This is a genomic window from Leisingera sp. ABM4_060, assembly GCF_056158765.1.
The window spans coordinates 3,390,265-3,416,567 of the sequence record NZ_JBSWTX010000001.1; the positions used below are offsets into that span (position 1 = coordinate 3,390,265).

The 26,303-nt window shown below is 64.0% G+C and carries 29 protein-coding genes; 17 read left to right on the top strand and 12 right to left on the bottom strand.

The features are described 5' to 3' along the window. Positions 1-276: 276 nt before the first annotated feature. A complete protein-coding gene (locus tag ACXAEH_RS16275; RefSeq protein WP_475034232.1) occupies positions 277-2,184 on the top strand; it encodes an elongation factor G in 1,908 nt (635 codons plus the stop codon). Positions 2,185-2,293: 109 nt separating this feature from the next. Further along, complete coding sequence (locus tag ACXAEH_RS16280; protein WP_475034233.1) at positions 2,294-2,821, top strand: prolyl-tRNA synthetase associated domain-containing protein; 528 nt, start codon at positions 2,294-2,296, stop codon at positions 2,819-2,821. On the opposite strand, the gene ACXAEH_RS16285 is transcribed toward ACXAEH_RS16280, so the two are convergent. Both ACXAEH_RS16285 and ACXAEH_RS16290 read right to left on the bottom strand, forming a co-directional pair. After that, a complete protein-coding gene (locus ACXAEH_RS16285; RefSeq protein WP_475034235.1) occupies positions 2,818-3,570 on the bottom strand; it encodes an aspartate/glutamate racemase family protein in 753 nt (250 codons plus the stop codon). The genes ACXAEH_RS16280 and ACXAEH_RS16285 overlap by 4 nt on opposite strands. A 119-nt stretch (positions 3,571-3,689) precedes the next feature. Next, positions 3,690-4,271 (bottom strand): FMN-dependent NADH-azoreductase, encoded by a 582-nt coding sequence (locus tag ACXAEH_RS16290; RefSeq protein WP_475034237.1) that lies wholly within the window; start codon positions 4,269-4,271, stop codon positions 3,690-3,692. A gap of 127 nt (positions 4,272-4,398) precedes the next feature. On the opposite strand from ACXAEH_RS16290, the gene ACXAEH_RS16295 reads away from it, so the two are divergent. Continuing rightward, positions 4,399-5,277 (top strand): LysR family transcriptional regulator, encoded by an 879-nt coding sequence (locus tag ACXAEH_RS16295; protein ID WP_475034239.1) that lies wholly within the window; start codon positions 4,399-4,401, stop codon positions 5,275-5,277. Beyond that, a complete protein-coding gene (locus tag ACXAEH_RS16300; RefSeq protein WP_475034240.1) occupies positions 5,274-6,176 on the top strand; it encodes a DMT family transporter in 903 nt (300 codons plus the stop codon). Before ACXAEH_RS16295 ends, ACXAEH_RS16300 begins: the two co-directional genes overlap by 4 nt. Positions 6,177-6,240: 64 nt before the next feature. On the opposite strand, the gene ACXAEH_RS16305 is transcribed toward ACXAEH_RS16300, so the two are convergent. Then, positions 6,241-6,576, bottom strand: a complete 336-nt coding sequence (locus ACXAEH_RS16305; protein WP_475034241.1) for an ArsR/SmtB family transcription factor — start codon at positions 6,574-6,576, stop codon at positions 6,241-6,243. Between the two features lie 88 nt (positions 6,577-6,664). Here ACXAEH_RS16305 and ACXAEH_RS16310 point away from each other — a divergent pair, with 88 nt between their 5' ends. Beyond that, positions 6,665-7,564, top strand: coding sequence for a DMT family transporter (locus tag ACXAEH_RS16310; RefSeq protein WP_475034243.1), 900 nt, complete (start codon positions 6,665-6,667; stop codon positions 7,562-7,564). On the opposite strand, the gene ACXAEH_RS16315 is transcribed toward ACXAEH_RS16310, so the two are convergent. Next, positions 7,532-8,107 carry an NUDIX domain-containing protein gene (locus tag ACXAEH_RS16315; protein WP_475034245.1) on the bottom strand — a complete coding sequence of 192 codons (576 nt, stop codon included), beginning with the start codon at positions 8,105-8,107 and terminating at the stop codon, positions 7,532-7,534. The two genes, ACXAEH_RS16310 and ACXAEH_RS16315, sit on opposite strands and share 33 nt — an antisense overlap. A 99-nt stretch (positions 8,108-8,206) precedes the next feature. On the opposite strand from ACXAEH_RS16315, the gene ACXAEH_RS16320 reads away from it, so the two are divergent. The 5 genes from ACXAEH_RS16320 to ACXAEH_RS16340 all read left to right on the top strand — a co-directional run bounded on the left by ACXAEH_RS16320 (position 8,207) and on the right by ACXAEH_RS16340 (position 10,890). Then, entirely contained in the window at positions 8,207-8,551 is a 345-nt protein-coding gene (locus ACXAEH_RS16320) for an AtpZ/AtpI family protein (protein WP_175392902.1), read from the top strand. 40 nt (positions 8,552-8,591) lie between these two features. After that, a complete protein-coding gene (locus tag ACXAEH_RS16325; protein ID WP_039132155.1) occupies positions 8,592-9,392 on the top strand; it encodes a F0F1 ATP synthase subunit A in 801 nt (266 codons plus the stop codon). Positions 9,393-9,480: 88 nt separating this feature from the next. Continuing rightward, the gene (locus ACXAEH_RS16330; protein WP_008553903.1) at positions 9,481-9,717 is read left to right on the top strand and encodes a F0F1 ATP synthase subunit C; all 237 of its coding nucleotides are present in this window, start codon (positions 9,481-9,483) and stop codon (positions 9,715-9,717) included. Positions 9,718-9,800: 83 nt separating this feature from the next. After that, positions 9,801-10,328, top strand: a complete 528-nt coding sequence (locus ACXAEH_RS16335; protein ID WP_475034247.1) for a F0F1 ATP synthase subunit B' — start codon at positions 9,801-9,803, stop codon at positions 10,326-10,328. 4 nt (positions 10,329-10,332) lie between these two features. Beyond that, the gene (locus tag ACXAEH_RS16340) at positions 10,333-10,890 is read left to right on the top strand and encodes a F0F1 ATP synthase subunit B (protein WP_475034248.1); all 558 of its coding nucleotides are present in this window, start codon (positions 10,333-10,335) and stop codon (positions 10,888-10,890) included. A gap of 78 nt (positions 10,891-10,968) precedes the next feature. On the opposite strand, the gene ACXAEH_RS16345 is transcribed toward ACXAEH_RS16340, so the two are convergent. After that, positions 10,969-11,316: a hypothetical protein gene (locus ACXAEH_RS16345; protein WP_475034249.1), complete on the bottom strand. Its 348-nt coding sequence runs from the start codon at positions 11,314-11,316 to the stop codon at positions 10,969-10,971. Positions 11,317-11,496: 180 nt separating this feature from the next. After that, positions 11,497-12,267 carry a FadR/GntR family transcriptional regulator gene (locus ACXAEH_RS16350; RefSeq protein ID WP_475034251.1) on the bottom strand — a complete coding sequence of 257 codons (771 nt, stop codon included), beginning with the start codon at positions 12,265-12,267 and terminating at the stop codon, positions 11,497-11,499. Between the two features lie 155 nt (positions 12,268-12,422). Here ACXAEH_RS16350 and ACXAEH_RS16355 point away from each other — a divergent pair, with 155 nt between their 5' ends. The 4 genes from ACXAEH_RS16355 to ACXAEH_RS16370 all read left to right on the top strand — a co-directional run bounded on the left by ACXAEH_RS16355 (position 12,423) and on the right by ACXAEH_RS16370 (position 18,202). Then, positions 12,423-13,631 (top strand): aminotransferase-like domain-containing protein, encoded by a 1,209-nt coding sequence (locus ACXAEH_RS16355; protein WP_475034253.1) that lies wholly within the window; start codon positions 12,423-12,425, stop codon positions 13,629-13,631. Between the two features lie 165 nt (positions 13,632-13,796). Next, positions 13,797-17,252 (top strand): chromosome segregation SMC family protein, encoded by a 3,456-nt coding sequence (locus ACXAEH_RS16360; protein WP_475034255.1) that lies wholly within the window; start codon positions 13,797-13,799, stop codon positions 17,250-17,252. A 66-nt stretch (positions 17,253-17,318) separates the two neighbouring features. Next, entirely contained in the window at positions 17,319-17,786 is a 468-nt protein-coding gene (locus ACXAEH_RS16365; RefSeq protein ID WP_475034257.1) for a YbjN domain-containing protein, read from the top strand. A 71-nt stretch (positions 17,787-17,857) separates the two neighbouring features. Further along, the gene (locus tag ACXAEH_RS16370) at positions 17,858-18,202 is read left to right on the top strand and encodes a hypothetical protein (RefSeq protein WP_475034258.1); all 345 of its coding nucleotides are present in this window, start codon (positions 17,858-17,860) and stop codon (positions 18,200-18,202) included. A 319-nt stretch (positions 18,203-18,521) separates the two neighbouring features. Here the strand turns inward: ACXAEH_RS16370 and ACXAEH_RS16375 are convergent, their stop codons facing one another. The 4 genes from ACXAEH_RS16375 to ACXAEH_RS16390 form a co-directional block, all read right to left on the bottom strand. Then, positions 18,522-19,691, bottom strand: coding sequence for a lytic murein transglycosylase (locus ACXAEH_RS16375; protein WP_475034260.1), 1,170 nt, complete (start codon positions 19,689-19,691; stop codon positions 18,522-18,524). Between the two features lie 46 nt (positions 19,692-19,737). Then, positions 19,738-20,649: an adenosylcobinamide-phosphate synthase CbiB gene (gene cbiB / locus ACXAEH_RS16380; protein WP_475034262.1), complete on the bottom strand. Its 912-nt coding sequence runs from the start codon at positions 20,647-20,649 to the stop codon at positions 19,738-19,740. Then, entirely contained in the window at positions 20,646-21,608 is a 963-nt protein-coding gene (locus tag ACXAEH_RS16385; protein ID WP_475035609.1) for an aminotransferase class I/II-fold pyridoxal phosphate-dependent enzyme, read from the bottom strand. Before ACXAEH_RS16385 ends, cbiB begins: the two co-directional genes overlap by 4 nt. Positions 21,609-21,759: 151 nt before the next feature. Further along, complete coding sequence (locus ACXAEH_RS16390; protein WP_475034264.1) at positions 21,760-22,734, bottom strand: glutathione S-transferase family protein; 975 nt, start codon at positions 22,732-22,734, stop codon at positions 21,760-21,762. A gap of 215 nt (positions 22,735-22,949) precedes the next feature. Between ACXAEH_RS16390 and ACXAEH_RS16395 the strand changes: the two genes are divergently transcribed. Further along, the gene (locus ACXAEH_RS16395; RefSeq protein ID WP_475034266.1) at positions 22,950-23,318 is read left to right on the top strand and encodes a hypothetical protein; all 369 of its coding nucleotides are present in this window, start codon (positions 22,950-22,952) and stop codon (positions 23,316-23,318) included. 6 nt (positions 23,319-23,324) lie between these two features. Here ACXAEH_RS16395 and ACXAEH_RS16400 read toward each other — a convergent pair whose 3' ends face one another. Together ACXAEH_RS16400 and ACXAEH_RS16405 are read right to left on the bottom strand one after the other, a co-directional pair. Further along, complete coding sequence (locus tag ACXAEH_RS16400) at positions 23,325-23,855, bottom strand: L,D-transpeptidase family protein (RefSeq protein ID WP_475034267.1); 531 nt, start codon at positions 23,853-23,855, stop codon at positions 23,325-23,327. 1 nt (position 23,856) lies between these two features. Continuing rightward, complete coding sequence (locus ACXAEH_RS16405) at positions 23,857-25,029, bottom strand: MalY/PatB family protein (protein ID WP_475034269.1); 1,173 nt, start codon at positions 25,027-25,029, stop codon at positions 23,857-23,859. Positions 25,030-25,140: 111 nt separating this feature from the next. Here ACXAEH_RS16405 and def (ACXAEH_RS16410) point away from each other — a divergent pair, with 111 nt between their 5' ends. Both def (ACXAEH_RS16410) and def (ACXAEH_RS16415) read left to right on the top strand, forming a co-directional pair. Further along, the gene (gene def, locus ACXAEH_RS16410; protein ID WP_475034271.1) at positions 25,141-25,659 is read left to right on the top strand and encodes a peptide deformylase; all 519 of its coding nucleotides are present in this window, start codon (positions 25,141-25,143) and stop codon (positions 25,657-25,659) included. 13 nt (positions 25,660-25,672) lie between these two features. Continuing rightward, positions 25,673-26,170: a peptide deformylase gene (gene def, locus ACXAEH_RS16415; RefSeq protein WP_475034273.1), complete on the top strand. Its 498-nt coding sequence runs from the start codon at positions 25,673-25,675 to the stop codon at positions 26,168-26,170. The last annotated feature ends 133 nt before the right edge of the window (positions 26,171-26,303 follow it).

Here is a 26,303-nt window from a genome sequence, read left to right on the forward strand (position 1 = left end):
GGGCCAGCTTAGCGGGCCGCGCAAACCCGGTGAGGGGAAACTGGCAGCTTTGGCGTCAAATATGAACAGGTAGTGGCGCAACTGAGCCCTCTGCACGCTTGACTCAATGGGGGTGGCTTGGGCAGCATCGGGACTCTGGCCCCATGCCGTCCACTCACCGGCCGGGCCGCTTGGAAGAGCATCCGAGGCAGATCTTCAGCGCAGGCATTCCACGCGCCCCTATGGGGCCGCGCACCTCTCCGGGCAGCCGTATCAGCTAAGGGAGGATCTGAGAACATGCGCGTTTTCACTATTCTGGGACCGTCGCAGTCCGGCAAGTCTACGCTGGCCACGGCGCTGGCCAATCTGGACAGCGCTGCGGGCAAGCGGCAGGAGGTTGCAGGCGTCGCCGCTTTGCAGCCTTTTTCATTCATGGGCGAGGATTGGGCTGCGATCGACATCGCGGGCGGCGCCGACAATCTATCGCAGGCGGGGCCGGCACTGGCAGCCAGCGACGCTGCCGTCCTCTGCGTGCCGGCTGACGCCGGCGCTGCGGTGCTGAGCGCGCCGTATCTGCGCAAGCTGGAGGAGGCGGGCATCCCCGCCTTTATTTTTGTCAACCGCATGGACCAGGCGGCGGACCGGGTGGCGGAAATCGTTGCCGCGCTGCAGGCCTATTGCAGCCACAACATCATTCTGCGGCAGGTGCCGATCCGCGAGAAGGGCCAGGTTGTGGGTGCTGTGGATCTGATCTCCGAACGCGCCTGGCAGTATCAGGAAGGGCAGCCCTCGGCGCTGATTGAACTGCCGGTGGCGATGTATGCCCGCGAGCAGGAAGCGCGGACCGAACTGCTGGAGGCGCTGGCGGATTTTGACGACACATTGCTGGAAGAGCTGATCGAGGATCAGCAGGTGATGGCGGATGAGGTTTATGACGTGGCCACCAAGGTGCTGCAGCACAACGACCTGATCCCGGCGCTGATGGGCTCGGGCGAGCACAAGAACGGCATCCTGCGGCTGATGAAGTCGCTGCGCCACGAGGCGCCGGATGTGGGGGTTGCACTGGAGCGGCTTTCGCAGGACGGCAAAGTGGTTGCGGTTGGCTGCATGGCGGATCTGGTCAAGCATCTGGGCAAGACGGTGCTGGTGCGCGCCATGGGCTCGGATGTGGACAACGGGGTGCCGGTGGGCGGCGCTGCGCTGGGCTCCCTAAGCGGAGTGGCCGGCGGTGCGAACGGGCACCTGGATGCCGGCGATGTGGGGCAGGCGGTGAAATCGGACCATCTGAACCTGGGCTATGCCTATGGGCCGGATGGCGCGGCGCCGCTGCCGGACTGGGCGCAGCCGCGGCCTTCGACCTTCCGGCGGGTGATCACCCCGGTGCATGAGCGCGACGACGCGCGGTTGTCGGGCGCTTTGGAGCGGCTGGCGGAGATCGATCCGGCGCTGGAGGTGGGCCAGGATGAGGCCAGCGGCCATGCCCTGCTCAGCCTGCAGGGGCCGCTGCACATGCGCCGCATCAAGCACACGCTGAAAGAGGAGTTCGGGGTCGAGGTCGAAGAGGAGATGGTGCCGCCGGCCCTGCGTGAGACGATCAACAAGCCGGTGCAGATCCATCACCGCCACCGCAAGCAGTCGGGCGGCGCCGGGCAGTTTGCCGATGTGGTGATCGAGGTGAAACCGCTGCCGCGCGGCAGTGGTTTTGTGTTCGAGGAGACGGTGAAGGGCGGCGCGGTGCCCAAGAACTACATCCCTTCGGTCGAGGCCGGCGCGCGCGAGGCGCTGGCGCAGGGCCTCAACGGCCATCCGGTGGTGGATGTCTGCGTGACGCTGAAGGACGGCAAGCACCATTCGGTGGACAGCTCCGATTATGCCTTCCGCACCGCAGGCAAGAACGCAGTGCGCGAGGCGATGGCCGAGGCCGGCGCCACGCTGCTGCAGCCGATCATGCGGGTGCAGATCCATGTGCCGTCTGTGTTCACCGGCGGGCTGGTGCCGGTGGTGAGCGGCATGAAGGGGCAGATCCTGGGCTTTGAAGCCGAAGACGGCGTCGCGGGCTGGGATGTGTTCGAGACGCTGCTGCCGATGGCGGCGCAGGATGAGCTGTGCAACACGCTTGCCAGCCATACCCGCGGCACCGGCTGGTTCAGCACCGGTTTCGATCACTATGAGGAGGCCCGGCGCGCTGATTTCGCCGAGGCCTGAGGCCCCGCGTGACGCAAAACAACCTGCAAGGGGCGCTGGGCCCCTTGCAATTCCCTGCAGTTCCGCGCGATCTGCTTGGCAAATTGGAAACGGTTTGCGGAGCAAGATCATGGACGCCTCATCTGCCTATCAGGACAGCCTGCCTGTTTCTTCGGATGCGCTGCTGGCGCAGCTGGATGAGTGGGGCTTTCCCTATATCCTGCACAGCCATGTGCCGTTGCGCACGGTCGAGGATGCCAAGGGGGTCGAGGACCAGTTCATGGTGCCCGGCGAAAACGCGCTGCGGCTGAAAAACCTCTATCTGCGGGACAAGAAGAAGCGGAACTACCTGGTGACGCTGCAGCAGGACCGGGAGATCGACCTGAAGGCGCTGGGCGCTGAGCTGGGCATCGGCAATCTGTCGTTTGGTTCGGCCTGCCGGCTGCTGGAGAACCTCGGCATCCGCCCCGGCGCGGTCAGCCCGCTGGCGATGATCACCGGGGCGCAGAAGGGTGTGGCCTTCTATATGGACGCGCAGGCGCAAGAGGCCGACGTGATCTATATGCACCCGCTGGTCAATGACCGCACGGTATCGATGAAGCGCGCCGATGTGATGGCGTTCTTTGAGAAGGCAGGTGTTGAGGTGCGCTGGGTTTAACCGGCGCCTTCGTCTTCCAGCGCCTGATCCAGCGCCGCGGCAACATGGGCGGCTGACGGGTTGACGAACAGGAAGCCGCCGGCCTCGAAGCTCACGTCGTCGATATGACCGGGGAAGGCAAGCGGCAGCTCGGTGCAGGCCAGCAGGATGGCGCTGCCGGGCCGGGCGTGTTTGCTGCAGAAACGCAGCAGGCGGTCCTGGGCGGCGGCCGAGGCACCGCCGTGGAAATCCTCGTCGATCATCGCCTGCATTTCGGCGATCTCTGCCCCTGGCAGCGGGCGGTTGGCCTGTACCCCGTGTTCCGCCAGGACGGCGGCATAGTTGCGGGCCTGCATGGTGACGGCGGTGCCAAGCACCAGGGCGTTGGCAGCGCCGGTGGCGGCGGTGGCCGCGGCTGCCGCATCAAAAATGCTGAGGACGGGCATCATCACCCCGTCGCGGATGGCATGCAGCCTTGCGTGCGGGGTGTTGGAGGCGATGACGGCAAAGTCGCAGCCCGCGCGTTCCAGCGTCAGCAGGGCCTCGCGGAAGACGGCATCGAAGGCGGCCCAGCTGGCCTCATCGCCGGGGCGGCCGCGCAAGGACCGGGTTTGCGCCTGAACCACAGATTCGATGGTGACCGGCGGCACAGGCAGCGGCGAAAGGGCGCCTTGGGCGGCAAAGAAGCGGCCGGCGCCTTCGCAGATGGCGCGGTAGTAGTCGAGGGTCGAGGCCCAGCCGACACCGCCGAGAATGCCGATCTTCTTCATCACGCTGCCCGCCTTTGAACTGCCGTTTCAGGCAGAGTTGCATGGCAGCGGGGGCGGTGCCAAACGTAAAAAATATCGCCAGCCCGGGGGCAGGCTGGCGGCTTTTGCCGGCGAGGGGATCAGGCGGCCAGGGCCTCGATCTGGGTTTGCGCCTTGGCCAGCGCGCCGTCGGCGTCGATCGACATGGCATCCGCGGCCACGACCTCGACATCGGTGATGCCGATGAAGCCCAGCACGTGGCGCAGGTAGGTGGTGGCAAAATCGATGTCCGATCCGGCCTGGGTGCCGCCGGAGGCTGCGGCGATGATGGCGCGCTTGCCTTCCAGCAGGCCGATGGGGCCGTTTTCAGTATACTGGAAGGTGAGGCCAACGCGGGCGATCAGGTCGATCCAGGCCTTCAAGGCGGCAGGCACCGAGAAGTTGTAGATCGGTGAGCCGATCACGATGGTATCGGCCTGTTTCAGCTCTGCCACCAGAGCGTCGGAAAGGGACAGCAGCTGCTTCTGTTCCTCGCTGCGCTGATCGGCCGGGGTGAAGTTGGCGCCGACCCAGGCGCCGTCCAGCAGCGGCAGCGGTGCGGCGAGATCGCGGCGGATCACCTGGCCGGCGCCGAGGCGGGCGGCGATCTGTGCCGAGAGGCTGCGGGTGACCGAACCTTCGGAACGGGCGGAGGAGTCGATATGAAGAACGGTGCGGGTCATTTTTCGTGTTCCTGTGCTTGTTGCTGACAAGAATTTGGGATATTGCATTTTCGAACGCAACGCAGCTTTCGTCACATGAATTGTGCGCTGGCGCGCATGTCCTTTTGGTAATACCTGGGAGACCGCCATGGAAAACTGGGATGAAGTCCGCACCGCCTATCAGGTGGCGCGCATGGGTACGGTCAGCGGTGCTGCCGAGGTTCTGGGCGTGCACCATGCCACGGTGATCCGCCACATCGACGCCATCGAGGCACGGCTGGGCGTAAAGCTGTTCCAGCGCCACGCCCGCGGCTATACGCCGACCGAGGCGGGCCAGGATCTGCTGCGGGTGGCGCAGGCGACGGATGACCAATTCAGCCAGCTGGTCGGGCGGCTGAAAGGGCAGGGCGACGACGTCTCGGGCGAATTGGTGGTGACCTCGCTGGCGTCCTTTGCCCCGATGATGGTGCCGGCGCTGAAAGAGTTCCAGGACATGCACCCGGGTCTGATCATACGCTACCTGACCGGCGACCGGCTGTTCCGGCTGGAATACGGTGAGGCGCATGTGGCAATCCGTGCCGGCAACGCGCCGGACCAGCCCGACAATGTGGTGCAGCCCTTCATGAAGCTGCAGGTGGGGCTTTATGCCTCCAAGGCTTATGTGGAGCGTTTCGGGGCGCTCAAGGGGCTGGAGGATTTTCCGAACCACCGCTTTATCGGCCAGGATGACGAGACCAGCCGGGCGCCGTTTTCGCGCTGGCTGCGGGAGCATGCGCCGAAGGAGGCGATTGCGTTCCGCTGCACCAACGGGTTCACCATGCAGGAAGCGGTGCGCAGCGGCGCCGGGATCGGCTTCATGGCGGCCTGGGAGGCGCGCCGCCAGCCGGATCTGGTGGAGATGATGGCGCCGTTGCCGGAGTGGGAAGGCGCCCTGTGGCTGGTGACCCATGTGGATCTGCACCGCACCACCAAGGTCCAGGCCTTTCTGAAGTTCCTGAAGGAGCAGGTGAAGGATTGGCAGCTGTGAGCGAAGCCCTGCGCGGCCATCTGGCGATGCTGATGTTCTCGGCCCTGGTGGCGGGGTCGTTCTCGCTGGGGGTGATGGTGGCCAATGAGATTGCCCCGGCGGCGCTGAACGCGGCGCGGTTCCTGATTGCGGCGGTTGTCATCGGCGCGGCGGTGCTGGCAACGCGGGGGTTCCACCGTGAAGATTACCGGGCCCCCTGGCGTTTTGCCGTGCTGGGCGGGCTGTTTGCAGGTTACTTCGTGCTGATGTTCTACGGGCTGCAGACGGCGGCACCGGTGAGCGCTTCGGCGGTCTTTACCCTGGTGCCGGTGATGAGCGCGGTGTTCGGCTGGCTGCTGCTGCGGCAGGTGACCTCGGGCTGGATGGCGCTGGCGCTGGCCATCGGGGCGGCGGGCGCGGTCTGGGTGATTGTGCGGGGGGACATCGGGACGCTGCTGGCATTCGGGATCGGCCAGGGCGAGATGATCTATTTCTGGGGCTGTGTGCTGCATGCCATCTACACGCCGATGGTGCGCAAGCTGAACCGCGGCGAACCGGCGCTGCCGTTCACCTTTGGCATGCTGATTGCGGGCGCCGCCGTGCTGCTGGTCTTTGGCTGGCGCGATATCATGGCGGCGGATTGGGCCGCCCTGCCGCTGATCGTGTGGATCGGGCTGTTCTACCTGGCCATTTGCGCAAGCTCCGCAACCTTCGTGCTGCTGCAGTATGCCACCCTGCGGCTGCCAGCGGCCAAGGTGATGGCCTATACCTATCTGACCCCCAGCTGGGTGATCCTGTGGGAGATCGCGCTGGGCCGCGGCGCGCCGCCGGGCATGGTGCTGATCGGGGTGGCGATGTCGGTGGTGGCGCTGGGGATGCTGCTGGAAGGCGACGCCAAGCCGCTGCGCGCCAAGGTTTGAAGCGGGCGCGGAATCCGGTCCGGATTCCGGTCCGGAAAAATCGCATTTTTCCGGTGCGCCTGGTCTAGCGGGACTCTGCCTCGCCAAGTTCCGATTCCAGGAAGCGTTCGAAGGCATCCAGGTTGACCGGTTCGAACTGGCCGAAACCCTGCATCCAGACCGACGCCGCCCGCATCGCATCGGGCTGCAGCTTGCACCATTTCACCCGGCCGCGCTTTTCCTGTGCAATCAGCCCGGCCCGGGTCAGGATGGCCAGATGCTTGGAAATGGCCGCCAGCGACATCTCGAACGGCTCGGCCACATCGGTCACCGCCATGTCGTCCTCAAGCAGCATGGTGAGGATCGCCCGGCGGGTCGGGTCGGCCAGGGCCGCAAAGACGGTGTCGAGAGGATCACTCATGCCTCCACTCCTATCCATCGCCTGCAGGTTTGACAATCTGTGCTGAGCCGTCATGGTGGCGCCTTTCAGGCGCGAGGGGATTGGCGGCATGGCATTGAAGTACTGGCTGGTGATTTTCATCCTCGGCATCGGCTGGGGGATGTCGTTCATGTTCAACGCCATCCTGCTGCGCGAGCTGGGGCCGCTGTCGGTCTCCATGGGGCGTGTGGGCTTTGGCGCGCTGGGCTGCTGGATCTATGTTCTGGCGGCGCGCAAGAAGGTGCCCGCTGGCATGGGGCGCTGGCTGGCGCTGTTCGGGTTCGGCGCGCTCAGCTATGCCGGCCCTTTTGCCTTTTATGCGCTGGGCCAGCAGCATATCGCCAGCGGTGTGGCCGGGATCGTCAATGCCACCACGCCGGCGCTGGCGGTGGTGGTGTCGCATTTCTGGCCCGGCGGCGAGCGGGCGACGGTGCTGAAGTCGCTGGGGGTCCTGTGCGGTTTCCTGGGCATTGTGCTGCTGTCGCTGCCGATCCTGGAGGGCGGGCAGCCGTCCGAGGCATGGGCGGTGCTGATCACCCTGTGCGCGCCGCTGTGCTATGCCTTCTCTGTCAATATCGCGCGCAGCTTCCGGGATATGGAGCCGGTGGTTCTGGTGGCGATTGCGCTGACCGGTTCCACCGCGGCAATCGCGCCGCTGGCACTGTGGAGCGAGGGGCTGCCGGTGATCACCAGGGCCGAGACCTGGGCGTCGCTGCTGGTGATCGGCTTTGTGCTGACCTCTGCGGCGTTTATCGCCTTTTACTGGGTCTTGCCCAAGGTGGGGCCGACCAACATCACCATGCCGACGCTGATCGCGCCGGTGTCGGCGCTGTTTCTTGGGACGTACATCCTGGGCGAGACGCTGCTGGCGGAGCATCTTTGGGGCATGGCGGCGATCCTCTTGGGGCTGCTGCTGATCGACGGGCGGATCGTGCGTTTAAGACAGAGGCCGCAAACGCGAAAACATTGAGGCATACTCTGGCAGGGCCAGGTCCGGCAGAGCGGCGGCCTGCATAAAGGGGAACCATCTCAGCTCGGTATGCTCGTGATTGCAGATTGCCGGACTGCCCCTCCAATCCTTGACGAGATAGACGTGGTAACGGGGCGGCGCAGAGGCGCTGAGGTGGGTGTCGGGCAGGGTGCAGAAAAATGAAGCGCTGAGAGGTGTGATCCCGATCTCTTCACCCAGTTCGCGGGTCAATGCGGTCTCTAAGCTTTCATCCTGCTCAACCTTGCCGCCGATCACATCCCATTTGTCCGGATAGGTTTTCCGGTAGGGGGCACGGCGGCCCAGCAGCAAGCGGTCTTGGGTCACGATCAGGGCGCAGGCGTAATCAGCCACATTGGTCTCCAATTTGACGGCTGTGTTCAGGCTGGGAAACGGCAGCAGACCAGAACACAGGCGGGGGAAATCTAAAATCAACCTTTTGGTTGAATATCGGATTCCCCAGGGTTTGGCACCAACCGGCGGCGCGGCAGATGGGCGCGGTATTGATACTCCCTTTAAATACATAGTGAAAACAGATGCTTACGCATGCTCTGAATCTTCAATCCTTGTAATTGACTCCTTCGCCCCTTGGCCTTAGCACCCTCCGTAGAAATTCGCGTGAGGATGGCGCCCGTGACCGATGACGACCAAAAGCAGCGCATGGCGCAGCTGGAGGAGAAATTGGCGGCGGCGCGTAAGGCCCAGGAGCCCAAGCCGCGCGCGGATGAGCATTATTCCCTGGCCAACCAGGCCTGGCGGATGGTGATCGAATTGGTGGCCGGTCTCGGGATCGGCTTTGGCATCGGATACGGGCTGGACCACCTGTTTGGAACCCTGCCCATCTTCATGGTGCTGTTCATAATGCTGGGCCTGGCGGCTGGGGTGAAGACGATGCTTCGCACCGCGCAGGAGATCCAGAAAGAGAAACTGGCCGAAGAGGCCGACAAAAATGCGCAAGACCGGGATTGATCCGACGGGATCAGCGACCGGCGACAGGAGAAGCGGACCGATGGGCAAAATTTTCTTTTTCGCAGCTCTGGCACTGGTGGTTGTGTCGGGTCTGATTTTCGCTCCGGCGGAAGCAAAGCTGGCGATCCACCCGATGGATCAGTTCCAGGTGAGCGCGCTGTTCGGCGATCACATCTCCTGGTACACCCCGACCAATGTGACCCTGTGGATGGCGCTGGCCGTTGCCGCCGTGTTCGCGCTGCTGGTTCTGGGCTCCTCGCGCCGCGCCATCGTGCCGGGCCGCGCCCAGTCGGTTGCGGAACTGGCCTATGGCTTCATCTACAAGATGGTTGAGGACGTGGCCGGCAAGGACGGCGTCAAGTTCTTCCCCTACATCATGACCCTGTTCATGTTCATCGTGATGGCCAACTTCCTGGGCCTGATCCCCGGCTCCTTCACCACCACCTCGCACATCGCGGTGACTGCGGTTCTCGCGGCGCTGGTGTTCGTGACCGTGACCGTGGTTGGCTTCGTCAAGAACGGTGTTGGTTTCCTGGGCCTGTTCTGGGTGTCGAGCGCGCCGCTGGCGCTCCGCCCGATCCTGGCCATCATCGAACTGATTTCCTACTTCGTGCGCCCCGTCAGCCACTCCATCCGTCTGGCTGGTAACGTGATGGCCGGCCACGCGGTTCTGAAAGTGTTCGCAGGCTTTGCCGCAGCACTGGGCATGTTCAGCTTCCTGCCGATCTTTGCCATCACCGCAGTTTACGCACTCGAAGTTCTGGTGGCCTTCATCCAGGCCTACGTCTTCACCATCCTGACCTGCGTGTACCTGAAGGACGCACTGCACCCGAGCCACTAAGGCCAGGATCTGAAAAGCTTACCGGGCAGCGCCCCCAAGGGGCTGCCCAAACTAGAAATCACCACATTCCATCGTAAGGAGAGAAATCATGGAAGGCGATATCGCACAACTCGGTCAGTTCGTCGGCGCAGGCCTGGCAGCAATCGGTTCCGGCGCAGCCGCAATCGGTGTGGGCCACGTGGCTGGCAACTTCCTGGCAGGCGCTCTGCGCAACCCGTCGGCAGCTGCCGGCCAGACCGCAACCCTGTTCATCGGCATCGCGTTTGCAGAAGCACTGGGCATCTTCTCGTTCCTGGTCGCTCTGCTGCTGATGTTCGCCGTCTAAGACCTTAGGAACCTATTTCCTTACGGCCGGGCAGTGCAGATCCTGCGCTGCCCGGTGTAACGGCAAGTTCCTGGGAGGACGACATGGCATCAAATACGCAAGAGGCAGCACACGGCGGCGGTTCCGCAATGCCGCAGCTGGACTTCTCGACCTTCGGGAACCAGATCTTCTGGCTCGTGGTCGCCCTGGTCGTGATCTACCTCATCCTGTCGCGCGTCGCGCTGCCCCGCATTGCAGCGGTGCTGGCCGAGCGTCAGGGGACCATCACCAACGACCTCGCCGCGGCTGAAGACCTGAAAGCCAAGGCTGTCGAGGCCGAAAATGCATATAACAAAGCTCTGGCGGATGCCCGTGCCGAGGCTCAGCGCATCGCTGCTGAGACCCGCGCAGAAATCCAGGCCGGGCTGGACGAGGCAATTGCCAAAGCAGACGAGCAGATCGCTGCCAAGGCGGCCGAGTCCGAAAAGGCTATCGCCGACATCAAGGCCGGCGCGCTGGAAAGCGTGAAGGCTGTTGCCACCGATACCGCTGCTGAGCTGGTGACCGCACTGGGCGGTTCCGCAGACGCAGACGCAATTGCCGCGGCAGTTGCCGAGCGGACGAAAGGATAAGGACATGCGCAATATTCTCGCTCTTGCCCTGACCCTTGGCGCAGCATCGCCCGCATTTGCGGCCGGTGGCGGCATGGACCTGTCCAACACCAACCTGGTTGTTGCGCTGGCATTCCTGCTGTTCATCGGCATTCTGCTGTTTGCCAAGGTGCCGTCGCTGCTGGCTGGCCAGCTCGACAACCGTGCTGAAGGCATCCAGAAGGAACTGGACGAAGCGCGCGCCCTGCGTGAAGAGGCCCAGACCGTTCTGGCGTCCTACGAGCGCAAGCAGCAGGAAGTTCAGGCCCAGGCCGATCAGATCGTGGCTGCCGCCCGTGACGAAGCTGCCCGTGCAGCCGAGCAGGCCAAAGCGGATCTGGAAACCTCCATCGCCCGCCGTCTGGCGGCTGCGCAGGAGCAGATTGCCTCGGCAGAAGCTTCGGCTGTGAAGGAAGTGCGCGACCAGGCGATTGCAATCGCTGTTGCCGCTGCGGACCAGGTGATCTCCAAGCAGATGACCGCGACCGAGGCCAACAAGCTGATCGACGCCGCCATCGCGGATGTGGACGCCAAGCTGCACTAAGCGCTGGCTGATCCCGACAAGTTAAAAGAACCCGGTCCATGCGGCCGGGTTTTTTGTTTTTGGGAATGTCTAGAGACCCTAAGGGCTGTCCTTGCCTGACCAAAGTTTGGCGCTGATTTGTAGTTTTGAGAATGTCTTTCCCGATCCAATAGGTCCCATTCCGCCGGAGGAGCTGGTACGCCAAAACTCAACTTGATCATCAAACACCATCGCGAGGTCTTCAATGACGTCTTCTGCAATAGTCTGTGCCTTGCAGGCGACAGACGCGTCTTCTCCGTAGTACTTGTAATGGTCATGTGTAAAATCTCCGTAGAACACGGTCACTTCATGGCCGTCGTCACGGATAACAATTGGCTTCCAAGAAGCATGAACGGCCGGAACTATTGCGATAATGCTTAAATCCTCGCCGCCAAATTCGATCTCCATTTCAGGAAAGCGCTTTCTTATTTCCGAACGCAGAAGTTGCTTTAGCACTGTTGAAGTAACCTTTTTCTAAATCCTACCTGCCCGAAAATACCATCAAAAAAAGCCAGCACCATGTCGGGCTGATTACTTTGCGAAAGTACAACGCCGCATTGTCCCGCAATGCTGCCATCGATCTTTAGGTCACCCCTTACCCGTCTCATGCTCCAGCCGCTGCTTTGCCACTTCGGCGTTGCGCTCGGCGCGCTGGTGGTCGGTGAGGGCCTGTTTCACATAGTCCAGATGCGCCTCGACCGCGGTGCGGGCTCCTTGCGGGTCGCGGGCCTGCAGGGCGGTGTTGATGGCCCGGTGCTGCTCCAGGATCGCCTCATAGGTGGTGTGCTGCTGGAACATGATGCGGCGGTTGTAGAAGACGCCCTCGCGCAGCAGGTCAAACATCGAGCGCATCATATGCAGCATGATCACGTTGTGGCTGGCATCCATGATGGCGGAGTGGAACTGGGCGTCGAGCTGTGCGGCTTCCTCGGAGGTTGCCGGGTTGCCGGCTGCTTCCATCTTTTCGAAGATCGTCTGGATCACCTGCAGATCATAATCCGACCCAAAGCGGGCCGCCCGCTCGGCCGCCAGGCCTTCCATGTCGCGGCGGAAGGAGAGGTAGTCGAACACCGCCTCGTCATGGGTTGCGAACAACTGGATCAGCGCAGGCGAAAAGGCCGAGCCCAGCACATCCCCCACAAACACGCCGGAGCCGGCCTTGGAGGTCAGTAGACCGCGCTCCTGCAGCTCTCCGATGGCCTCGCGCAGGGAGGGACGGGAGACGCCCAGGCGCTCGGCCAGTTCGCGCTCGGACGGCAGGCGCTCGCCCGGTGTCAGGATGCCGCGCAGGATCAGCTGCTCGATCTGTTTGACGACGGAGGCAGAGAGTTTCTCGGGCTGGACTTTCTGGAACGGCATAGGCGGGCTCGTGAAAATTGGTCAAATCATATGACCACGCTTGGCAGGGCGTCGCAAGGCGGGCTGTTCACGAAGGTTGTAACAATAGGTCAGCATTGTTGACATTAATTTGCGCGCCCGTAGCGTGACGCTAGATCATGAGCGGGGAGAGAGCCATGCAGCTGGATCAGATTTTTGCCACCCGGAACACACGCATGAAGGCCTCGGAAATCCGCGAGCTGCTGAAGCTGCTGGATCAGCCGGACATTATTTCCTTTGCCGGCGGCATTCCGGACCCGGCGTTGTTCCCGGCGGATGAGTTTGCCGAAGCGTTCAAGACCGCGCTGACGCCGGACCGCCAGGCGCTGGCGCTGCAGTATTCGGTGAGCGAGGGTTATCTGCCACTGCGCGAATGGATCGTGGCGGAGATGGCAAAGATCGGTATCGCTTGCGATGCGGACAACGTGCTGATTACCTCTGGCTCGCAGCAGGCGCTGGATTACCTGGGCAAGCTGTTCCTGTCGCCGGGCGACACGGCACTGGTCGGCTGGCCAACCTACCTGGGGGCACTGGCGGCCTTCAACGCCTATGAGCCGCGCTATGACCGGCTGGCCTTGAGGACCAACCGCTTGGCCGAAAACTATGCCGAGGCTGCGGCGGAGGCGGGCAGCAGGGTGAAATTCGCCTATCTCTCGCCGGACTTCGCCAACCCGACCGGCGAGACCCTGGACCGGGCCGGGCGGCTGCGGCTGCTGGAACTGGCGGACACGCTGGACTGTGCGGTGATCGAAGACGCGGCCTATCAGTCGCTGCGCTATGACGGCACGCCGGTGCCGCCTGTGCTGGCGCTGGAGATGGAGCAGAAGGGCTCGATCGAAGGCTGCCGCACGATCTATTGCGGGTCGTTCAGCAAGACCCTGTCGCCGGGGCTGCGGCTGGGCTGGGCGGTGGCCGCCAAGCCGGTGATCGCGCAGATGGTGCTGCTGAAACAGGCGGCGGATCTGCATACGTCAACGATCAATCAGATGGCGGTGCATACGGTGGCCCAGGCCTGTTTCGATGAACACGTCGAGCAATTGCACGCGGTCTATCAGCGCCGCCGCGATGTGATGCTGGCGGCCTTGGACGAACATATGCCGGAGGGGGTCGAGTGGACCCGGCCCGAGGGCGGCATGTTTGTCTGGATGGCACTGCCGCAAAATATGGACGGAGCAGCCTTGCTGGCCCGCTCCCTGGAGACGGAGCGGGTGGCCTTTGTCCCCGGCCAGGCGTTTTTTGCCGACGGCAGCGGTGCCAATACGATCCGGCTGAGTTTCTCCAACTCCAATCATGCGGCGATTGAAGAGGGAATTGCCCGGCTGGGGCGGCTGTTGCGGTCCGTCTGAAGCCTGTCAATCTGCAACTGGGCAAAACACCGCCGCTTCGCCGGGGTTATCCACAAGATATGGTGGCGATTGAGGCGAATTCGCCCCGATTTGGGGGTGCGGAGCGTTAACTCAACGGGTAGGAACCGCTGAACTTTCTCGATACGGAATCACGAAGGGGCAGCTTTGCGGTTTTCCAAGCTCAGGCTGAACGGCTTCAAAAGCTTTGTTGATCCCACCGAACTGGTCATCGCCGACGGGCTGACAGGGGTTGTGGGTCCAAACGGTTGCGGCAAATCCAATCTTCTGGAGGCATTGCGCTGGGTGATGGGGGAAACCCGCGCCAAGGCGATGCGCGGCGGCGGCATGGAGGACGTGATCTTTGCAGGCACCTCCTCGCGGCCGGCGCGCAACTTTGCCGAGGTGAGCCTCAACATCGACAACTCGGAACGGCTGGCGCCCTCCGGCTTCAACGATGCCGACGGTCTGGAGATCGTGCGCCGCATCACCCGCGATGTGGGCAGCGCCTATAAATCCAACGGCAAGGACGTGCGGGCGCGTGATGTGCAGATGCTGTTTGCCGATGCCTCGACCGGCGCGCATTCGCCGGCGCTGGTGCGGCAGGGGCAGATCGCCGAGCTGATCAATGCCAAGCCCAAGGCACGGCGGAGAATCCTTGAGGAGGCGGCGGGGATTTCGGGGCTTTATCAGCGCCGCCACGAGGCGGAGCTGAAGCTGAAAAACACCGAGGCCAACCTCTTGCGCGTGGATGACGTGATCGAGCAGCTGGCGGCGCAGCTGGCGCAGCTCGCCAAGCAGGCCCGGCAGGCGCAGCGCTACCGCGAGATCGGCGAGAAGCTGCGGTTGGCCGAGGGCATGCTGCTCTACCGCCGCTGGCGCGAGGCGGATGAAGCACGGCTGGCATCGGAGGATGAGCTGCGGGTGCGGGTCGAGCAGGCCGCCAAGGCCGAGGCGCTGGTGCGCGCGGCCGCGGCGCAGCGCGGCACCTTTGAGGAAAAACTGCCTCCGCTGCGCGAGGAGGAGGCCATTGCGGCAGCGGTCCTGCAGCGGCTGGCGGTGCAGCGCGACTCGCTGGGTGATCAGGAAGCGCAGGCGCGCCAGACCATCGAGCGGCTCAGCAACCGGATTGTGCAGCTGGGCAACGACATCGAACGCGAGGCGGGCCTGAACAAGGACGCAGGCGAAACCATCGAACGGCTGGAGTGGGAACAGCGGGAGCTGTCCAAGGCCGGCGACGGGCATGACGGCAAGCTGGTGGAGGCCGCGGAACTGGCGCGCGATGCGGGCTCGATCCTGCAGGCGCGCGAAGATCATCTGGCGCAGGTAACAGAGGATGTGGCCCGCCTGGCCGCGCGCCACCAGTCTGCGCGTCGCGCGGTCGAGGATGGCCAGCGGGCGTTGGCCCGGTCCGAGAGCGAGGCGGGGAAAGCCCGCGGCGCCCAAGCTGAGGCGCAAGAGGCGCTGGAGCTGGCGTTTGAGAAGTTCGAGACGGCGGTGACGGCTGAGGAGGAGGCGCGTGAAGCCTCTGAGATGGCCGAAGAGGCGCTGGCAGCAGCGGATGAGGCGCGCACCGAGACCCAGGCCCGCGAGGCGGAGGCACGCTCGCAGCGGTCTGAGGCTGAGGGCGAGCTGGGCGCGTTGCGCGCGGAAGTGACCGCGCTGGCCAAGCTGGTGGAGCGCGACACCGCCGAAGGCGGCCAGGTTCTGGATGAGCTGAGCGTGGCTCCGGGGTATGAGAAGGCCCTGGGTGCGGCGCTGGCTGACGATTTGCGGGCGCCCTTGGCGGACAGGGACGGGCCGACCGGCTGGGTGGCCCTGTCCGGCTATGACCGCGATGCGCCCTTGCCGGAGGGCGTGCAGCCTTTGGCGCTGTTTGTGTCCGGCCCCGATGCCTTGTCGCGCCGGGTGGCGCAGATCGGGCTGGTGGATGGCGATGCGGCGGCGGGATTGCAGGCGCAGCTGCGCCCGGGCCAGCGGCTGGTGACGGCTGAGGGCGACCTGTGGCGCTGGGACGGCTATCGCGCCTGGGCCGAAGATGCGCCAAGCGCGGCAGCGCTGCGGTTGGAGCAGCTCAACAAGCTGGAAGCGCTGAAGCAGGAGATGGAGCGCGTCAGTGCGACGGCCGACGGCGCCCGCGCGGCGCATGAGATGCTGCTGAGCAAGCTCGAAGAGGTGACGCTGGCCGACCAGAACGCGCGGCAAGCGCGCCGGGTTGCGGATCAGCGGGTGGCCGATGCGGCCCGTGCTCTCAGCCGTGCCGAGGCCGACCGCAATCTGGCCGAGGCCAAACTGGAAACCCTGGGCATTGCGGTGTCGCGCCATGCCGAAGATGCGCTGAACGCCGGCCTGCAGCTGAAAGAGGCGGAGAAGGCGCTGGGGGATCTGGGCGATCTGGACCAGGCCCGCACTGCGGTTGAGGATATCAAGCAGGCGGTTGAAGCGGCGCGGATCACCATGCTGACCCACCGCTCCAGCCACGACGAGCTGCGCCGCGAGGGCGAGGCCCGCACCAAGCGCGCGCAGGAAGTGACCAAGGAGCTGTCGGGCTGGCGCCACCGCTTGGAAAGCGCGGAAGCGCGGATCGAGGAGCTGGCCGAACGCCGCGAAGCCTCGCAGGAGGAGCTGGAGGAGGCCAATGCGGTTCCGGCGGAAATCGCGGAAAAGCGGGAAGAGCTGAACGAGGCGATCTCTGAGGCCGAGGTGCGCAAGTCGGCTGCGACCGAAGCGCTGATCGCGGCGGAGGCCGAGCTGCGCGAGGCGGTCCACAAGGAGCGCGAATGCGAGCGGCTGGCCTCAGAGGCGCGCGAAGCGCGGGCGCGCTCTGAGGCGCGCAGCGATGCCGCCAAGGATGCGGTGACACAGGCCGCGGGGCGGATCATCGAGGCGCAGCAGATCACCCCGCAGGCGCTCTTGGAGAAGCTCGGCGTGTCGCCGGACGAGATGCCGGCATCGGACGACCTGGAGCACGACGTGGACCGCTACAAGCGGCAGCGCGACGGCTTGGGTGCGGTCAACCTTCGCGCCGAGGAAGACGCCCGCGGCGTGCAGAACGAGCATGATACTCTGGTGGCCGAGAAGCTGGACCTGGAAGGCGCGGTGAAGACCCTGCGCGACGGGATTGCCAGCCTCAACCGCGAAGGCCGCGAGCGGCTGCTGACCGCGTTTGAGCAGGTGAACAACAGCTTTGCCATGCTGTTCACTCATCTGTTCGGCGGCGGCGAGGCCAATCTGGTCATGGTCGAAAGCGACGACCCGCTGGATGCGGGCCTGGAGATCATGTGCCAGCCGCCGGGCAAGAAGCTGTCGACCCTGTCGCTGCTCTCAGGCGGCGAGCAGACCCTGACGGCGATGGCGCTGATCTTTGCGGTGTTCCTGTCCAATCCGGCGCCGATCTGTGTGCTGGACGAGGTCGATGCGCCGCTGGATGATGCCAACGTCACCCGCTTCTGCGACCTCTTGGACGAGATGTGCCGCCAGACCGACACCCGCTTTTTGATCATCACTCACCACGCGGTGACGATGGCGCGGATGGACCGGCTGTTCGGCGTCACCATGCAGGAAAAGGGCGTCAGCCAGCTGGTTTCGGTTGACCTGAAGAAGGCAGAGGCGATGGTAGCTTAAGGGCAGGCGGCGCCGCGGGGATCGGCGCTGCTGCCTGGCAAAGTGATAATTTTGGTGGAGTGACAAATGAATAAGCTGAAAGCAATTGCCGCCGCCGCGGTGCTGATGATGCCGGTGGCCGCCGCGGCCCAGAATGTGGTCGCCAAGACCGGCGACAGCGTGGCGAATTTTTTCAAGGATGAAGGCGCAACGGTGGAAGTGACCACCGACAGCGTCGGCGACCCGAACCTCAAAGTCGAATACTACGGCAACGATTTCTCGGTTTACTACTACGGCTGCAGTAGCAACACCAACTGTACCGCGATCCAGTTCTTCTCGGGCTATCAAACCGACGGCGGCGTGCGGCTGGCCAAGATCAACGAATGGAACAGCGACAACCGCTTTGCGCGCGGCTATATCTCCGAAGAGGGCTCGGCCCGGATCGAGATGGATGTGTTCCTGGGCGGCAACGGCATGAGCGCGGATGATTTCGCCCAGGCCGTCGGCATCTGGAACCGCTCGATGCAGGACTTCGAAGAGTTCATCGGCTGGTGAGCCCGGCTGTCACTGGAACGTGACAGCGTGTTGCCGGATCAATCGCTAGTGTGGGGGGCATGAAACGGATCATGCCCCTTTTGTTTTGCATGCTGGCCAGCAGTGCTGCCGCCGGCGAATGGACGCTGAAGCCCGGCGACAGGCCTTTTGCCGCTGAGGAGCTGGAGGCGCTGCCGGGGCAGTCCTTCCGCTTTTATGACGGCGGCGAGTTGCTCTATGGCAGCGGCGGCGTCTATTCCTATACCTATTCGCCGGAGAACGGCGGCGGCACTGCCTGGGGCACCTACCGGATTGCCGGCGATGGCAGCATCTGCGTGGACTTTGCCAACGGGTTTGCCCGCTGCGATCTGTATGTCCGCAACGGCAGCCGGGTGATCCTTATCACCGAAAAAGGCGAGCGCTTCCCGGTGCGCTAGCAGGCTGACCTGGACGCACGCCGGGTTAATGCGCTCCTAACAAATTGCCTCTAATTTGAACGAGCCGCAACGCGTGCGGTGAAAGGAGGTGATGACACTGGATCAAAACACCTTTTCCAAATGGATGGTCAGGCTGACAGCGGCTGCGCTGCTGGTTTCCATCCTGAAACTTGTTCTGGAGCATCTTTGATCCCGGAATAAGAAGCCGGGTAGAGCGGCAACTCTACCCGGCGCATTGTTCGGTGAGGACACTGAACAACCTTTTCCATAGGCAAGTTTATAGCCCAGAAGTTGCCGATTTGCAAACGCAGCGCCCGCCTCACAGCTGCTGCAGCAGCGCCGGGGTGGGCCAGGCGTCGGCGGGCAGGCCAAGGCGGGCTTGCTCCTTTTGCACCGCAGTCCGTGTGCGGGCGCCCAGGATGCCATCAATGTCGCCGACGTTATGGCCGCGCGCTTGCAGTTTCTGCTGCAGTTGCTTCATCTGGGCGCCGGAGAGGCCGCTTTCGGGCTTGCCGGCGTCATAGACCTCGGCGCCTTGCAGACGGTTGGCGAAATAGGCGGCGGTCAGCACATAGGTGAAGCTCTGGTTCCACTCGAAGTAGACGTCGAAGTTCGGGTAGGCGAGGAAGGCCGGCCCCTTGTGCCCCTGCGGCAGCAGCAGCGAGGCGCGCATGGATTTCTCAGGCAGCCTGCCGTCGCGGGCGGAAACACCCAGCTCCCGCCACTGCGCCACCGATTTCTTGCGGCCGGTGCCGGTCAGTGACAGATCCAGGTCTTGCGGGATCGTGACTTCCTGCAGCCAGGGCTGCCCTGGCTGCCAGCCGAGGTGCGACAGCATCCGGGCGCCGGACATCAGCGCGTCGGGGGCCGAGGTCTTGAGGCTGACCTGGCCGTCACCATCGGCATCGACACCATGCGCCAAGATGTCGCCGGGCAGCATTTGCACCATGCCGATTTCACCTGCCCAGGCACCGGTGGTGCGCTTGGGATCGAAATTGCCCTGGCTGTACAGCTCCAGTGCCGAGAATACCTGCGGGCGGAACAGCCCGGGGCGGCGGCAGTCATGTGCCAGGGTGACCAGCGCGTCGCGGGTGTTGAAATCGCCCTGGTAGCCGCCGTAGTCGGTCTCAAACGCCCAAAAGGCCAGCAGGACGCCGCGGTCGATGCCGTAGGTGCTTTCGATCCGCTGGAAGGTGCCGTCGTGTTTCTGTGCCATCTGGCGGCCGCGCTTCAGGCGGTTTTGCGAAATCAGGCGGCGGGAAAACTCGATGAAGGGTTTCTGGAACACCCCCTGGCCGCGGTCGGCCTTGAGCACGCGGTTGTCCTGGCGGGTGCCGGCAAAGAAGGCGTTGACCGTGGCGGCATCATAGCCGGCCTGCACCGCCTCATCCTTCATCAGCTTGACGAAATTCTGAAAACCGCCGCCGCATTGGGCTGTTGCCGCCGCAGGCAGCAAGCTTGCTGCGAGGACGAAGGGCAATAGGCGCATGGTTCTGGCGCTCCTTGGTCTTACCGCTCCCACAAGACCTTATGTGCTAGAAAATCACGGCAATGGCAACTGCCAGGGTCAAGGCCAGCGCCCAGGCCTGCCACAAAAGCGCGACTGAGCGGGTGATGGTCTCGGCATTGGCGCTTTTGGTGCCGTCTGCGTTGACCCAGGGGAACTCGCGCATCTGCCCGTCATAGGAGCGCGGGCCCGCCAGCGAGGTGCCCAGGGCACGGGCCATGGCGGCCTCGGGCCAGCCGGCATTGGGCGAGCGGTGCTGGCGGGCGTCGGCGGCAATGGCGCCCCAGTGGCGCAACTGGCCGCCGGCCAGGGCGATCAGCAGTCCGGTCAGCCGGGCCGGGATCAGGTTCAGGAGGTCGTCGAGCCGGGCGGAGGCCCAGCCAAAGTCCTCATAGCGGGCGTTGCGGTAGCCGATCATGCTGTCGGCGGTGTTGACCATCTTGTAGATGATCAGCCCCGGCAGGCCTGCAATCAGGAACCAGAAGGCGGGCGCAATGACCCCGTCCGACATGTTCTCGGCGCCGCTTTCGATGGCGGAACGGGCGGCTTGCGGCGCGGTCATCTCTGCGGTGTCGCGGCTGACGATCATGGCCACCGCCGCGCGCCCCTCTGCCAGGCTGCTGCGCAATCCCTTGGCGACGGCGGCGACATGTTCGCTCAGCGACCGTTGGGCAATAAGGACGGCAGCCACCAGGATCTCTGCCAGTGTGCCCGGCAAGGACAGCAGTTTGCCCGCAACAAGGCCGCACAGGACCAGGGCCGCGGCAGCCAGCACGCCATTGGTGCGGCGGCTGGGGCCGGTGTTGAGCTTGCGGTCGAGGAAACCAACCAGCCGGCCCATCAGCACCGCCGGGTGGGTGACGCGGGACCACAGCCATTTGGGTTCGCCAAAGACGGCATCCAGCAGCAGGGCAACGACCAGCATCGCGGCAGTGGTCATAACGCAGCCTCCAGGCGCTTCCAGCCGTCTGCGGGCGGCAGGCCGAGGCGCAGGAAGGTTTTGGAATAGGGGAAGATGCGGCTCCAGATATGGCTGCGGGCCAGTTTGTGCTGCCAGGCCGCGGCATCCTCCACGTTGTAGAGCCGGAACAGATCGGTGCCGCCGGCCAGGCTGGCGCCCTTGGCCAGCACCAGCGCGTCCAGCCGGGCCGCATCCTGGCGCAGGCGGCTGCGGGCGGCGGCCGCCCAGGCCTGGTCCTGCAGTGCCCGCACGCCGGTACGCAGGGCGGGGCCGGAAACGGCCCAAGGGCCCTGCCAGCTGGAGAGTTCCTTGATGAGGGCGGGGTCGCCGATGGCAAAGCCCAGACGCATGCCGGCCAGGCCCCAGAATTTGCCGAAGCTCTTCAGCACGATGACGCCGGGGCGGGCAGCCATGCGGATCAGGCTTTCACCCGGGCAGACATCGCAGAAGCTTTCGTCGATGATCGTCAGCGGCGCGGTAAGCTCGTCCTCGTGCCACATACGCCCATCGGGATTGTTCGGATGCACCGCAACCTTGGCCTCTGCCGGCCCGTGCACCCTGGTGATCCAGCCGCGGGCCTCGAAGGCGGCGGCGTGCTCGTTGTAGGTCGGCTTGGTGATCTGCACCCAGCGCGGTTCGGCCAGGGCAGGGATGGCGGCAATCAGGGCAGAGGCGCCAGGGGCGGCCAGCACCGCTGCCGCGTCGGGGATGTTCCAGAATGCGCGCGCGGCTTGTTCCAGGGCCGCAAGTGCTGCGGCGTCGGGCAGGGCGCCCCAGTCGGCAGCGGTGAAGTCCGGCAGCGGGTAGGGGTGCGGATTGATGCCGGTGGACAGGTCCATCCAATCACTGCGGGCGCCGCCGAATTCATCCATGGCGGCGCTGAGGTTGCCGCCGTGATCCCGGGGCAGCAATTCGTTGTCGGGCAAGGGGTCAAGCATCGCGGTAGCCACCGGTGAAACATTCTCTCCGAACAGGTCGGATGCCGTATGAGACACAGTGGTTAATAAAGCAACCAGCGCTTTGCGTGAACTCCCAATTTGACGCGGTGTTTATTGTTATGACGCCAATTGGCGTCAATTCTGCCGCCGTTCAGCCGCGCCGGTGCGGCTCCAGCCAGTCGATTTCCGGGTTGATGGGGATGATCCGGTGCGGATTGATGGTGTCGTGACTGTAAAAATAGTGGCGCACGATATGCTGCATGCCCACGGTTTCCGCCACGCCCGGCCATTGGTACAGCTCGCGGACATAGGTCCAGAGGTTGGGGTAGTCCGCCAGCCGCTTGCGGTTGCATTTGAAATGCACGTGATAGACCGGATCAAAGCGCAACAGGGTGGTGAACAGCCGCCAGTCGGCCTCAGTCACCTGATCACCCAGCAGGTAGCGGTGCTGCGACAACAGGTCCTCCAGCCACTCCAGGCTGTCGAACAGCGGCCCGATTGCGGCGTCATAGGCCTCTTGCGTGGTGGCAAAGCCGCATTTGTAGACGCCGTTGTTGATGGTGCTGTAAATACGGGCGTTCACGGCCTCGATCGGCTCGCGAAGTTCCTCGGGCCAGTAATCATCGGTATTGCCGGTGATGTCGTTGAACGCCGAATTGAACATGCGGATGATCTCGGAGCTTTCGTTCGAGACGATGGTGTCCTGCTGCTTGTCCCACAGCACCGGCACCGTCACCCGGCCGGTATAGCCCGCATCGGCGCGGGTGTAGATCTGGTGCATATGAGTGCTGCCGAACAGGGCATCGCCGGTGGCGCCGTTGTCATCCGTCTCGAACGTCCAGCCCTCGCCCAGCATGTCGGGATGCACGGCGGAGACGGAGATGTGGTCTTCCAGCCCTTTCAGCTTGCGGAAGATCAGCGTGCGGTGAGCCCAGGGGCAGGCCAGCGAGACATAAAGGTGGTAACGCCCGCTTTCCGCCTTGAAGCCGCCTTGGCCCGAGGGGCCTGCGCTGCCATCAGCGGTGATCCAGTTGCGGAACTGCAATTCGCTGCGCTTGAAGGCGCCGCCGGTGGATTTGGTATCATACCATTTGTCGTGCCACTTGCCGTCGATCAAAAGGCCCATCGCTTGTGCTCCCGCTGCTGTTCTGAGGGGAACATAATCGCGGCGGTGCTTTGCGCCTATGCACCGGCGCGCGCAGGGCGTCTGCGCCACTGCACAAGAGCAACAAAATTGCGCGGCCGCCAAATTTCCGAAAATGTTCACTTGATTTTATCTATTTGTGACGCACCGTTGAAAGGAAGACGCAAGGAAACCCCAGCACTTGGAAGGCCGGAAATATGAACACCTATGTGCCCAAAGCTGTACAGGACGCGCTGGACACCGCCCGGCTGCAGGGGATGCGCAAGAAAAGCCGCCTGCGGGTGATGGCGGATGACACGCTGATCCCGGTTCTGCGGATGTGGAAGACCGGATTCTCGGTTGAGGCCGATGCCGCGCCGATGCTGCGCGGGCTGGTCGATATTTACGATGGCGCCCGCCACCTGTCGCAGTGCCTGATTGTCGCCAGCGAGGAAGAGGGCGGCGAGATGCGTTATGAATTCAAGCGTTCGACCCCTGCCGCGGACAAGGCGCCAGTCGACTTTTACAAGTCGCCGGACGGGCCTGCGGGGCTGATTCCCTTCGACCAGTCGCAGGGCAAGATCTAACCGGCTTCAGGGCCGGATTTCCACCTCAGTCCCGATCTGGGTGAGGCGCCAGAGCGTTTCCATCTGCTTATTGCTGACGGCAATGCAGCCGGCGGTCCAGTCGCCCGGCAGGGTGATCAGGCTGCCCAGGGAATTCGGCTGCCCGTGAATGAAGATGTCGCCGCCGGGGCTGACGCCGGCGGCCTGCGCCCGGGCGCGGTCCTCGGGCTGCGGATAGTTGATCCCTAGGGACAGGTGATAAGCGCTGTTGGGGTTGCGGCGGTCGATCAGGAAAACGCCCTCGGGCGTCTTGCCGTCGCCTTCCTGTTCCTTGTCGCCGTCAGGGGTGAACCCCAGCGAGATGGGGAACTTCAGCACCGTCTCGCCGCCGCGGCTGGCGGTCAGGCGGCGGGCCGATTTCTCGATCAGGATGCGGTCGATCCGGTCCACCGCCGCGCCCAGGGGCGGCGGTGCCGGGCGCGGGGCAAAGGCCTGCCAGGCCATCCAGGCAGCGCTGGTCAGAACAACCAGCGCCAAGAGGCGCAGCAGGCGCTTCACTTTACTGCAGGTCCGAGAAGGCTGCGGTCAGGCGGCGGCAGGCTTCTTCAACACGCGCGCGCTGGGTGGCCAGGTTGAAACGCTCCATGAACTCGCCGCCGGTGCCGAATCCGTCGCCGGGCGAGGTGGCGATCCTGGCGTCTTCGCGCAGGCGCTTGATGAACTCCTCGCGGCTCATCCCGGTGCCGGAGAAATCGACCCAGGCCAGGTAGGTGGAGGCCAGCGGCAGCGATTTCAGGCCGGGCAGGGCGTTGACGGCCTCATCAAACAGTTTCCTGTTGCCTTCCAGGTGCGTGATCTGGGCATCCACCCATTCGGCACCCTCGGGCGAGTAGGCGGCGGTGATCATCGCCACGCCGAGGGAACTCGGGTCATAGTCCAGCGTGTTCAGGCGATGGCGCATCTTGGCGCGCAGCTCCGGGTCGGCAATGATCATGTTGCCGGTGCGCTGGCCTGCGATATTGAAGGTCTTGGAGGCGGCGGTCAGGGTAATGGTCCAGGCACGCGCCTCGGGTGCGGCAGCGTCCATCGGCACAAAGGTGTGGCCCGGGTAGACCAGATCGTGGTGGATCTCATCCGAGACCAGGATCAGCCCGTTGCGCTTGGCGAAATCCGCCACCGACCGCAGCTCCTCCGGCGTCCAGACCCGGCCCGAGGGGTTCTGCGGCGAGCACCACAGAAGCAGCTTTTCAGAGCCGTCCAGCCGCGACTGGGCGTCGTCCAGATCGACGCTGTAATCATCGCCGTTGCGTGCCAGCGGGCATTCCACCACCTTGCGGCCCGCCTTGTTCACCTTGTGGGCAAACTCATGATAGACGGGCGAGAAGATCACCACGCCATCATCCGGTGCGGTCAGCACATCCAGGCACAAGGCAATCGCGTTGCCCAGGCCTTGGGTGGTCAGGATCCAGTCGGTTTCGATCTCCCAGCTGTGCCGGGTCTTCATCCACCACTGCACCGCTTGCAGATACTCCGGATGCTGCCAGGAGTAGCCGAACACGCCATGTTCCGCGGCCTTTTTGACGGCCTCGATGACACAGGGCGCGGTCTGGTAATCCGAATTTGCGGTCCACATCGCCAGCCCGTCCTCGGCGGAGACGCCGAACAGCTGCTCCATCTTGTCCCACTTTGAGCTGTGGGTGCCGCGGCGGTCGGCGGGTTTGTCGAAATTCATGCGGTGGACTCCCGTGTCGTTGCCCGTAACTTTGCCAGCGAAGCTAATCGCTGCTGCGCTGCGCGCAAGGGGGGCGTTGCGGTAAAGCGGCTGATCGCATAGATGAACCTCATGAAAAGACCGATCCTGATCCATCCCGACCCCCGCCTGAAAAAGGTCTGCGTGCCTGTGCCGGACCTGAGCGATGAATTGCGCGTGCTGGCGGATGATATGCTGGAAACCATGTACGCTGCGCCCGGCATCGGCCTGGCGGCGCCGCAGATCGGCATCCTGCAGCGGCTGATCGTGCTGGATTGCGTTAAGGAAGAGGACGGCGACCCGCGTCCTTTGGTAATGTTCAACCCGCAGATCATCTCCTCTTCGGACGAAACCAATGTCTATGAGGAAGGCTGCCTGTCGATCCCGGATCAATACGCCGAGGTGACCCGCCCCAAGGTGGTTGAGGTCGAATGGATGGACCGCGACGGCAATGCGAGAGCCGAGGCGTTTGACGGGCTTTGGGCCACTTGCGTGCAGCATGAGATCGACCATTTGGACGGCAAGCTGTTCATCGATTACCTGAAGCCGCTGAAGCGCCAGATGATCACCCGCAAGATGCAGAAGCTGAAGCGCGAACGCGCCCGGGCCTGAGGAAACACCAGACATGACTGTCCGCACCTGCCTGCCCTGGCCTGACAAGCGCCTGCGCGCCAAGGCCGAGGAAGTAACTGAGATCACCGACGAGATCCGCGAGATCTGGAACGACATGGTCGATACCATGGACGCGATGCCGGGGGTTGGCCTGGCGGGCAATCAGATCGGTGTGATGCTGCGGCTTGCGGTGGTGGATGGCTCCACCGAGCGCGGCAAGGCGGTGAAGCTTGCCAACCCCGAGATCCTGCATGCCTCGATCGAGCTGCGCGAGCATGACGAGGCCAGCCCCAACCTGCCGGGTGTCTCGGCCAAGATCAAACGGCCGCGCGCGGTTACGGTCCGCTACATCAACGAGCAGGGCATGGTCGACAGGCGCGACTTTGTCGGCATCGAGGCGACCTCGGTGCAGCACCAGATCGACCATCTGAACGGCAAGATGTATTTCGACCGCCTCAGCAAGGTGAAACGCGACATGCTGATCCGCAAGGCGAAGAAGCTGAACGGCTAAAGGCCGGATTTCCATTCTCCGGGCCGGTCGCGGCCCGGTTTTCGCCCGGCCCCGCCCCCAGGGCAGGCGCGAAACGCCCACCCCGGGACCGGGCGCGACCCTTTTGTTGCGCTGGAAGGCCCCGCCAGACGTG

Excerpts from the sequence above, each read along its gene's own strand:
- ACXAEH_RS16275 (WP_475034232.1), top strand. The coding sequence starts at position 277 with ATGCGCGTTTTCACTATTCTGGGACCGTCGCAGTCCGGCAAGTCTACG.
- ACXAEH_RS16280 (WP_475034233.1), top strand. The coding sequence starts at position 2,294 with ATGGACGCCTCATCTGCCTATCAGGACAGCCTGCCTGTTTCTTCGGAT.
- ACXAEH_RS16285 (WP_475034235.1), bottom strand. The coding sequence starts at position 3,570 with ATGAAGAAGATCGGCATTCTCGGCGGTGTCGGCTGGGCCTCGACCCTC.
- ACXAEH_RS16290 (WP_475034237.1), bottom strand. The coding sequence starts at position 4,271 with ATGACCCGCACCGTTCTTCATATCGACTCCTCCGCCCGTTCCGAAGGT.
- ACXAEH_RS16295 (WP_475034239.1), top strand. The coding sequence starts at position 4,399 with ATGGAAAACTGGGATGAAGTCCGCACCGCCTATCAGGTGGCGCGCATG.
- ACXAEH_RS16305 (WP_475034241.1), bottom strand. The coding sequence starts at position 6,576 with ATGAGTGATCCTCTCGACACCGTCTTTGCGGCCCTGGCCGACCCGACC.
- ACXAEH_RS16310 (WP_475034243.1), top strand. The coding sequence starts at position 6,665 with ATGGCATTGAAGTACTGGCTGGTGATTTTCATCCTCGGCATCGGCTGG.
- ACXAEH_RS16315 (WP_475034245.1), bottom strand. The coding sequence starts at position 8,107 with ATGTATTTAAAGGGAGTATCAATACCGCGCCCATCTGCCGCGCCGCCG.
- ACXAEH_RS16320 (WP_175392902.1), top strand. The coding sequence starts at position 8,207 with ATGGCGCCCGTGACCGATGACGACCAAAAGCAGCGCATGGCGCAGCTG.
- ACXAEH_RS16325 (WP_039132155.1), top strand. The coding sequence starts at position 8,592 with ATGGGCAAAATTTTCTTTTTCGCAGCTCTGGCACTGGTGGTTGTGTCG.
- ACXAEH_RS16330 (WP_008553903.1), top strand. The coding sequence starts at position 9,481 with ATGGAAGGCGATATCGCACAACTCGGTCAGTTCGTCGGCGCAGGCCTG.
- ACXAEH_RS16335 (WP_475034247.1), top strand. The coding sequence starts at position 9,801 with ATGGCATCAAATACGCAAGAGGCAGCACACGGCGGCGGTTCCGCAATG.
- ACXAEH_RS16340 (WP_475034248.1), top strand. The coding sequence starts at position 10,333 with ATGCGCAATATTCTCGCTCTTGCCCTGACCCTTGGCGCAGCATCGCCC.
- ACXAEH_RS16345 (WP_475034249.1), bottom strand. The coding sequence starts at position 11,316 with ATGGAGATCGAATTTGGCGGCGAGGATTTAAGCATTATCGCAATAGTT.
- ACXAEH_RS16350 (WP_475034251.1), bottom strand. The coding sequence starts at position 12,267 with ATGCCGTTCCAGAAAGTCCAGCCCGAGAAACTCTCTGCCTCCGTCGTC.
- ACXAEH_RS16355 (WP_475034253.1), top strand. The coding sequence starts at position 12,423 with ATGCAGCTGGATCAGATTTTTGCCACCCGGAACACACGCATGAAGGCC.
- ACXAEH_RS16365 (WP_475034257.1), top strand. The coding sequence starts at position 17,319 with ATGAATAAGCTGAAAGCAATTGCCGCCGCCGCGGTGCTGATGATGCCG.
- ACXAEH_RS16370 (WP_475034258.1), top strand. The coding sequence starts at position 17,858 with ATGCCCCTTTTGTTTTGCATGCTGGCCAGCAGTGCTGCCGCCGGCGAA.
- ACXAEH_RS16375 (WP_475034260.1), bottom strand. The coding sequence starts at position 19,691 with ATGCGCCTATTGCCCTTCGTCCTCGCAGCAAGCTTGCTGCCTGCGGCG.
- cbiB (WP_475034262.1), bottom strand. The coding sequence starts at position 20,649 with ATGACCACTGCCGCGATGCTGGTCGTTGCCCTGCTGCTGGATGCCGTC.
- ACXAEH_RS16385 (WP_475035609.1), bottom strand. The coding sequence starts at position 21,608 with ATGCTTGACCCCTTGCCCGACAACGAATTGCTGCCCCGGGATCACGGC.
- ACXAEH_RS16390 (WP_475034264.1), bottom strand. The coding sequence starts at position 22,734 with ATGGGCCTTTTGATCGACGGCAAGTGGCACGACAAATGGTATGATACC.
- ACXAEH_RS16395 (WP_475034266.1), top strand. The coding sequence starts at position 22,950 with ATGAACACCTATGTGCCCAAAGCTGTACAGGACGCGCTGGACACCGCC.
- ACXAEH_RS16405 (WP_475034269.1), bottom strand. The coding sequence starts at position 25,029 with ATGAATTTCGACAAACCCGCCGACCGCCGCGGCACCCACAGCTCAAAG.
- def (WP_475034271.1), top strand. The coding sequence starts at position 25,141 with ATGAAAAGACCGATCCTGATCCATCCCGACCCCCGCCTGAAAAAGGTC.
- def (WP_475034273.1), top strand. The coding sequence starts at position 25,673 with ATGACTGTCCGCACCTGCCTGCCCTGGCCTGACAAGCGCCTGCGCGCC.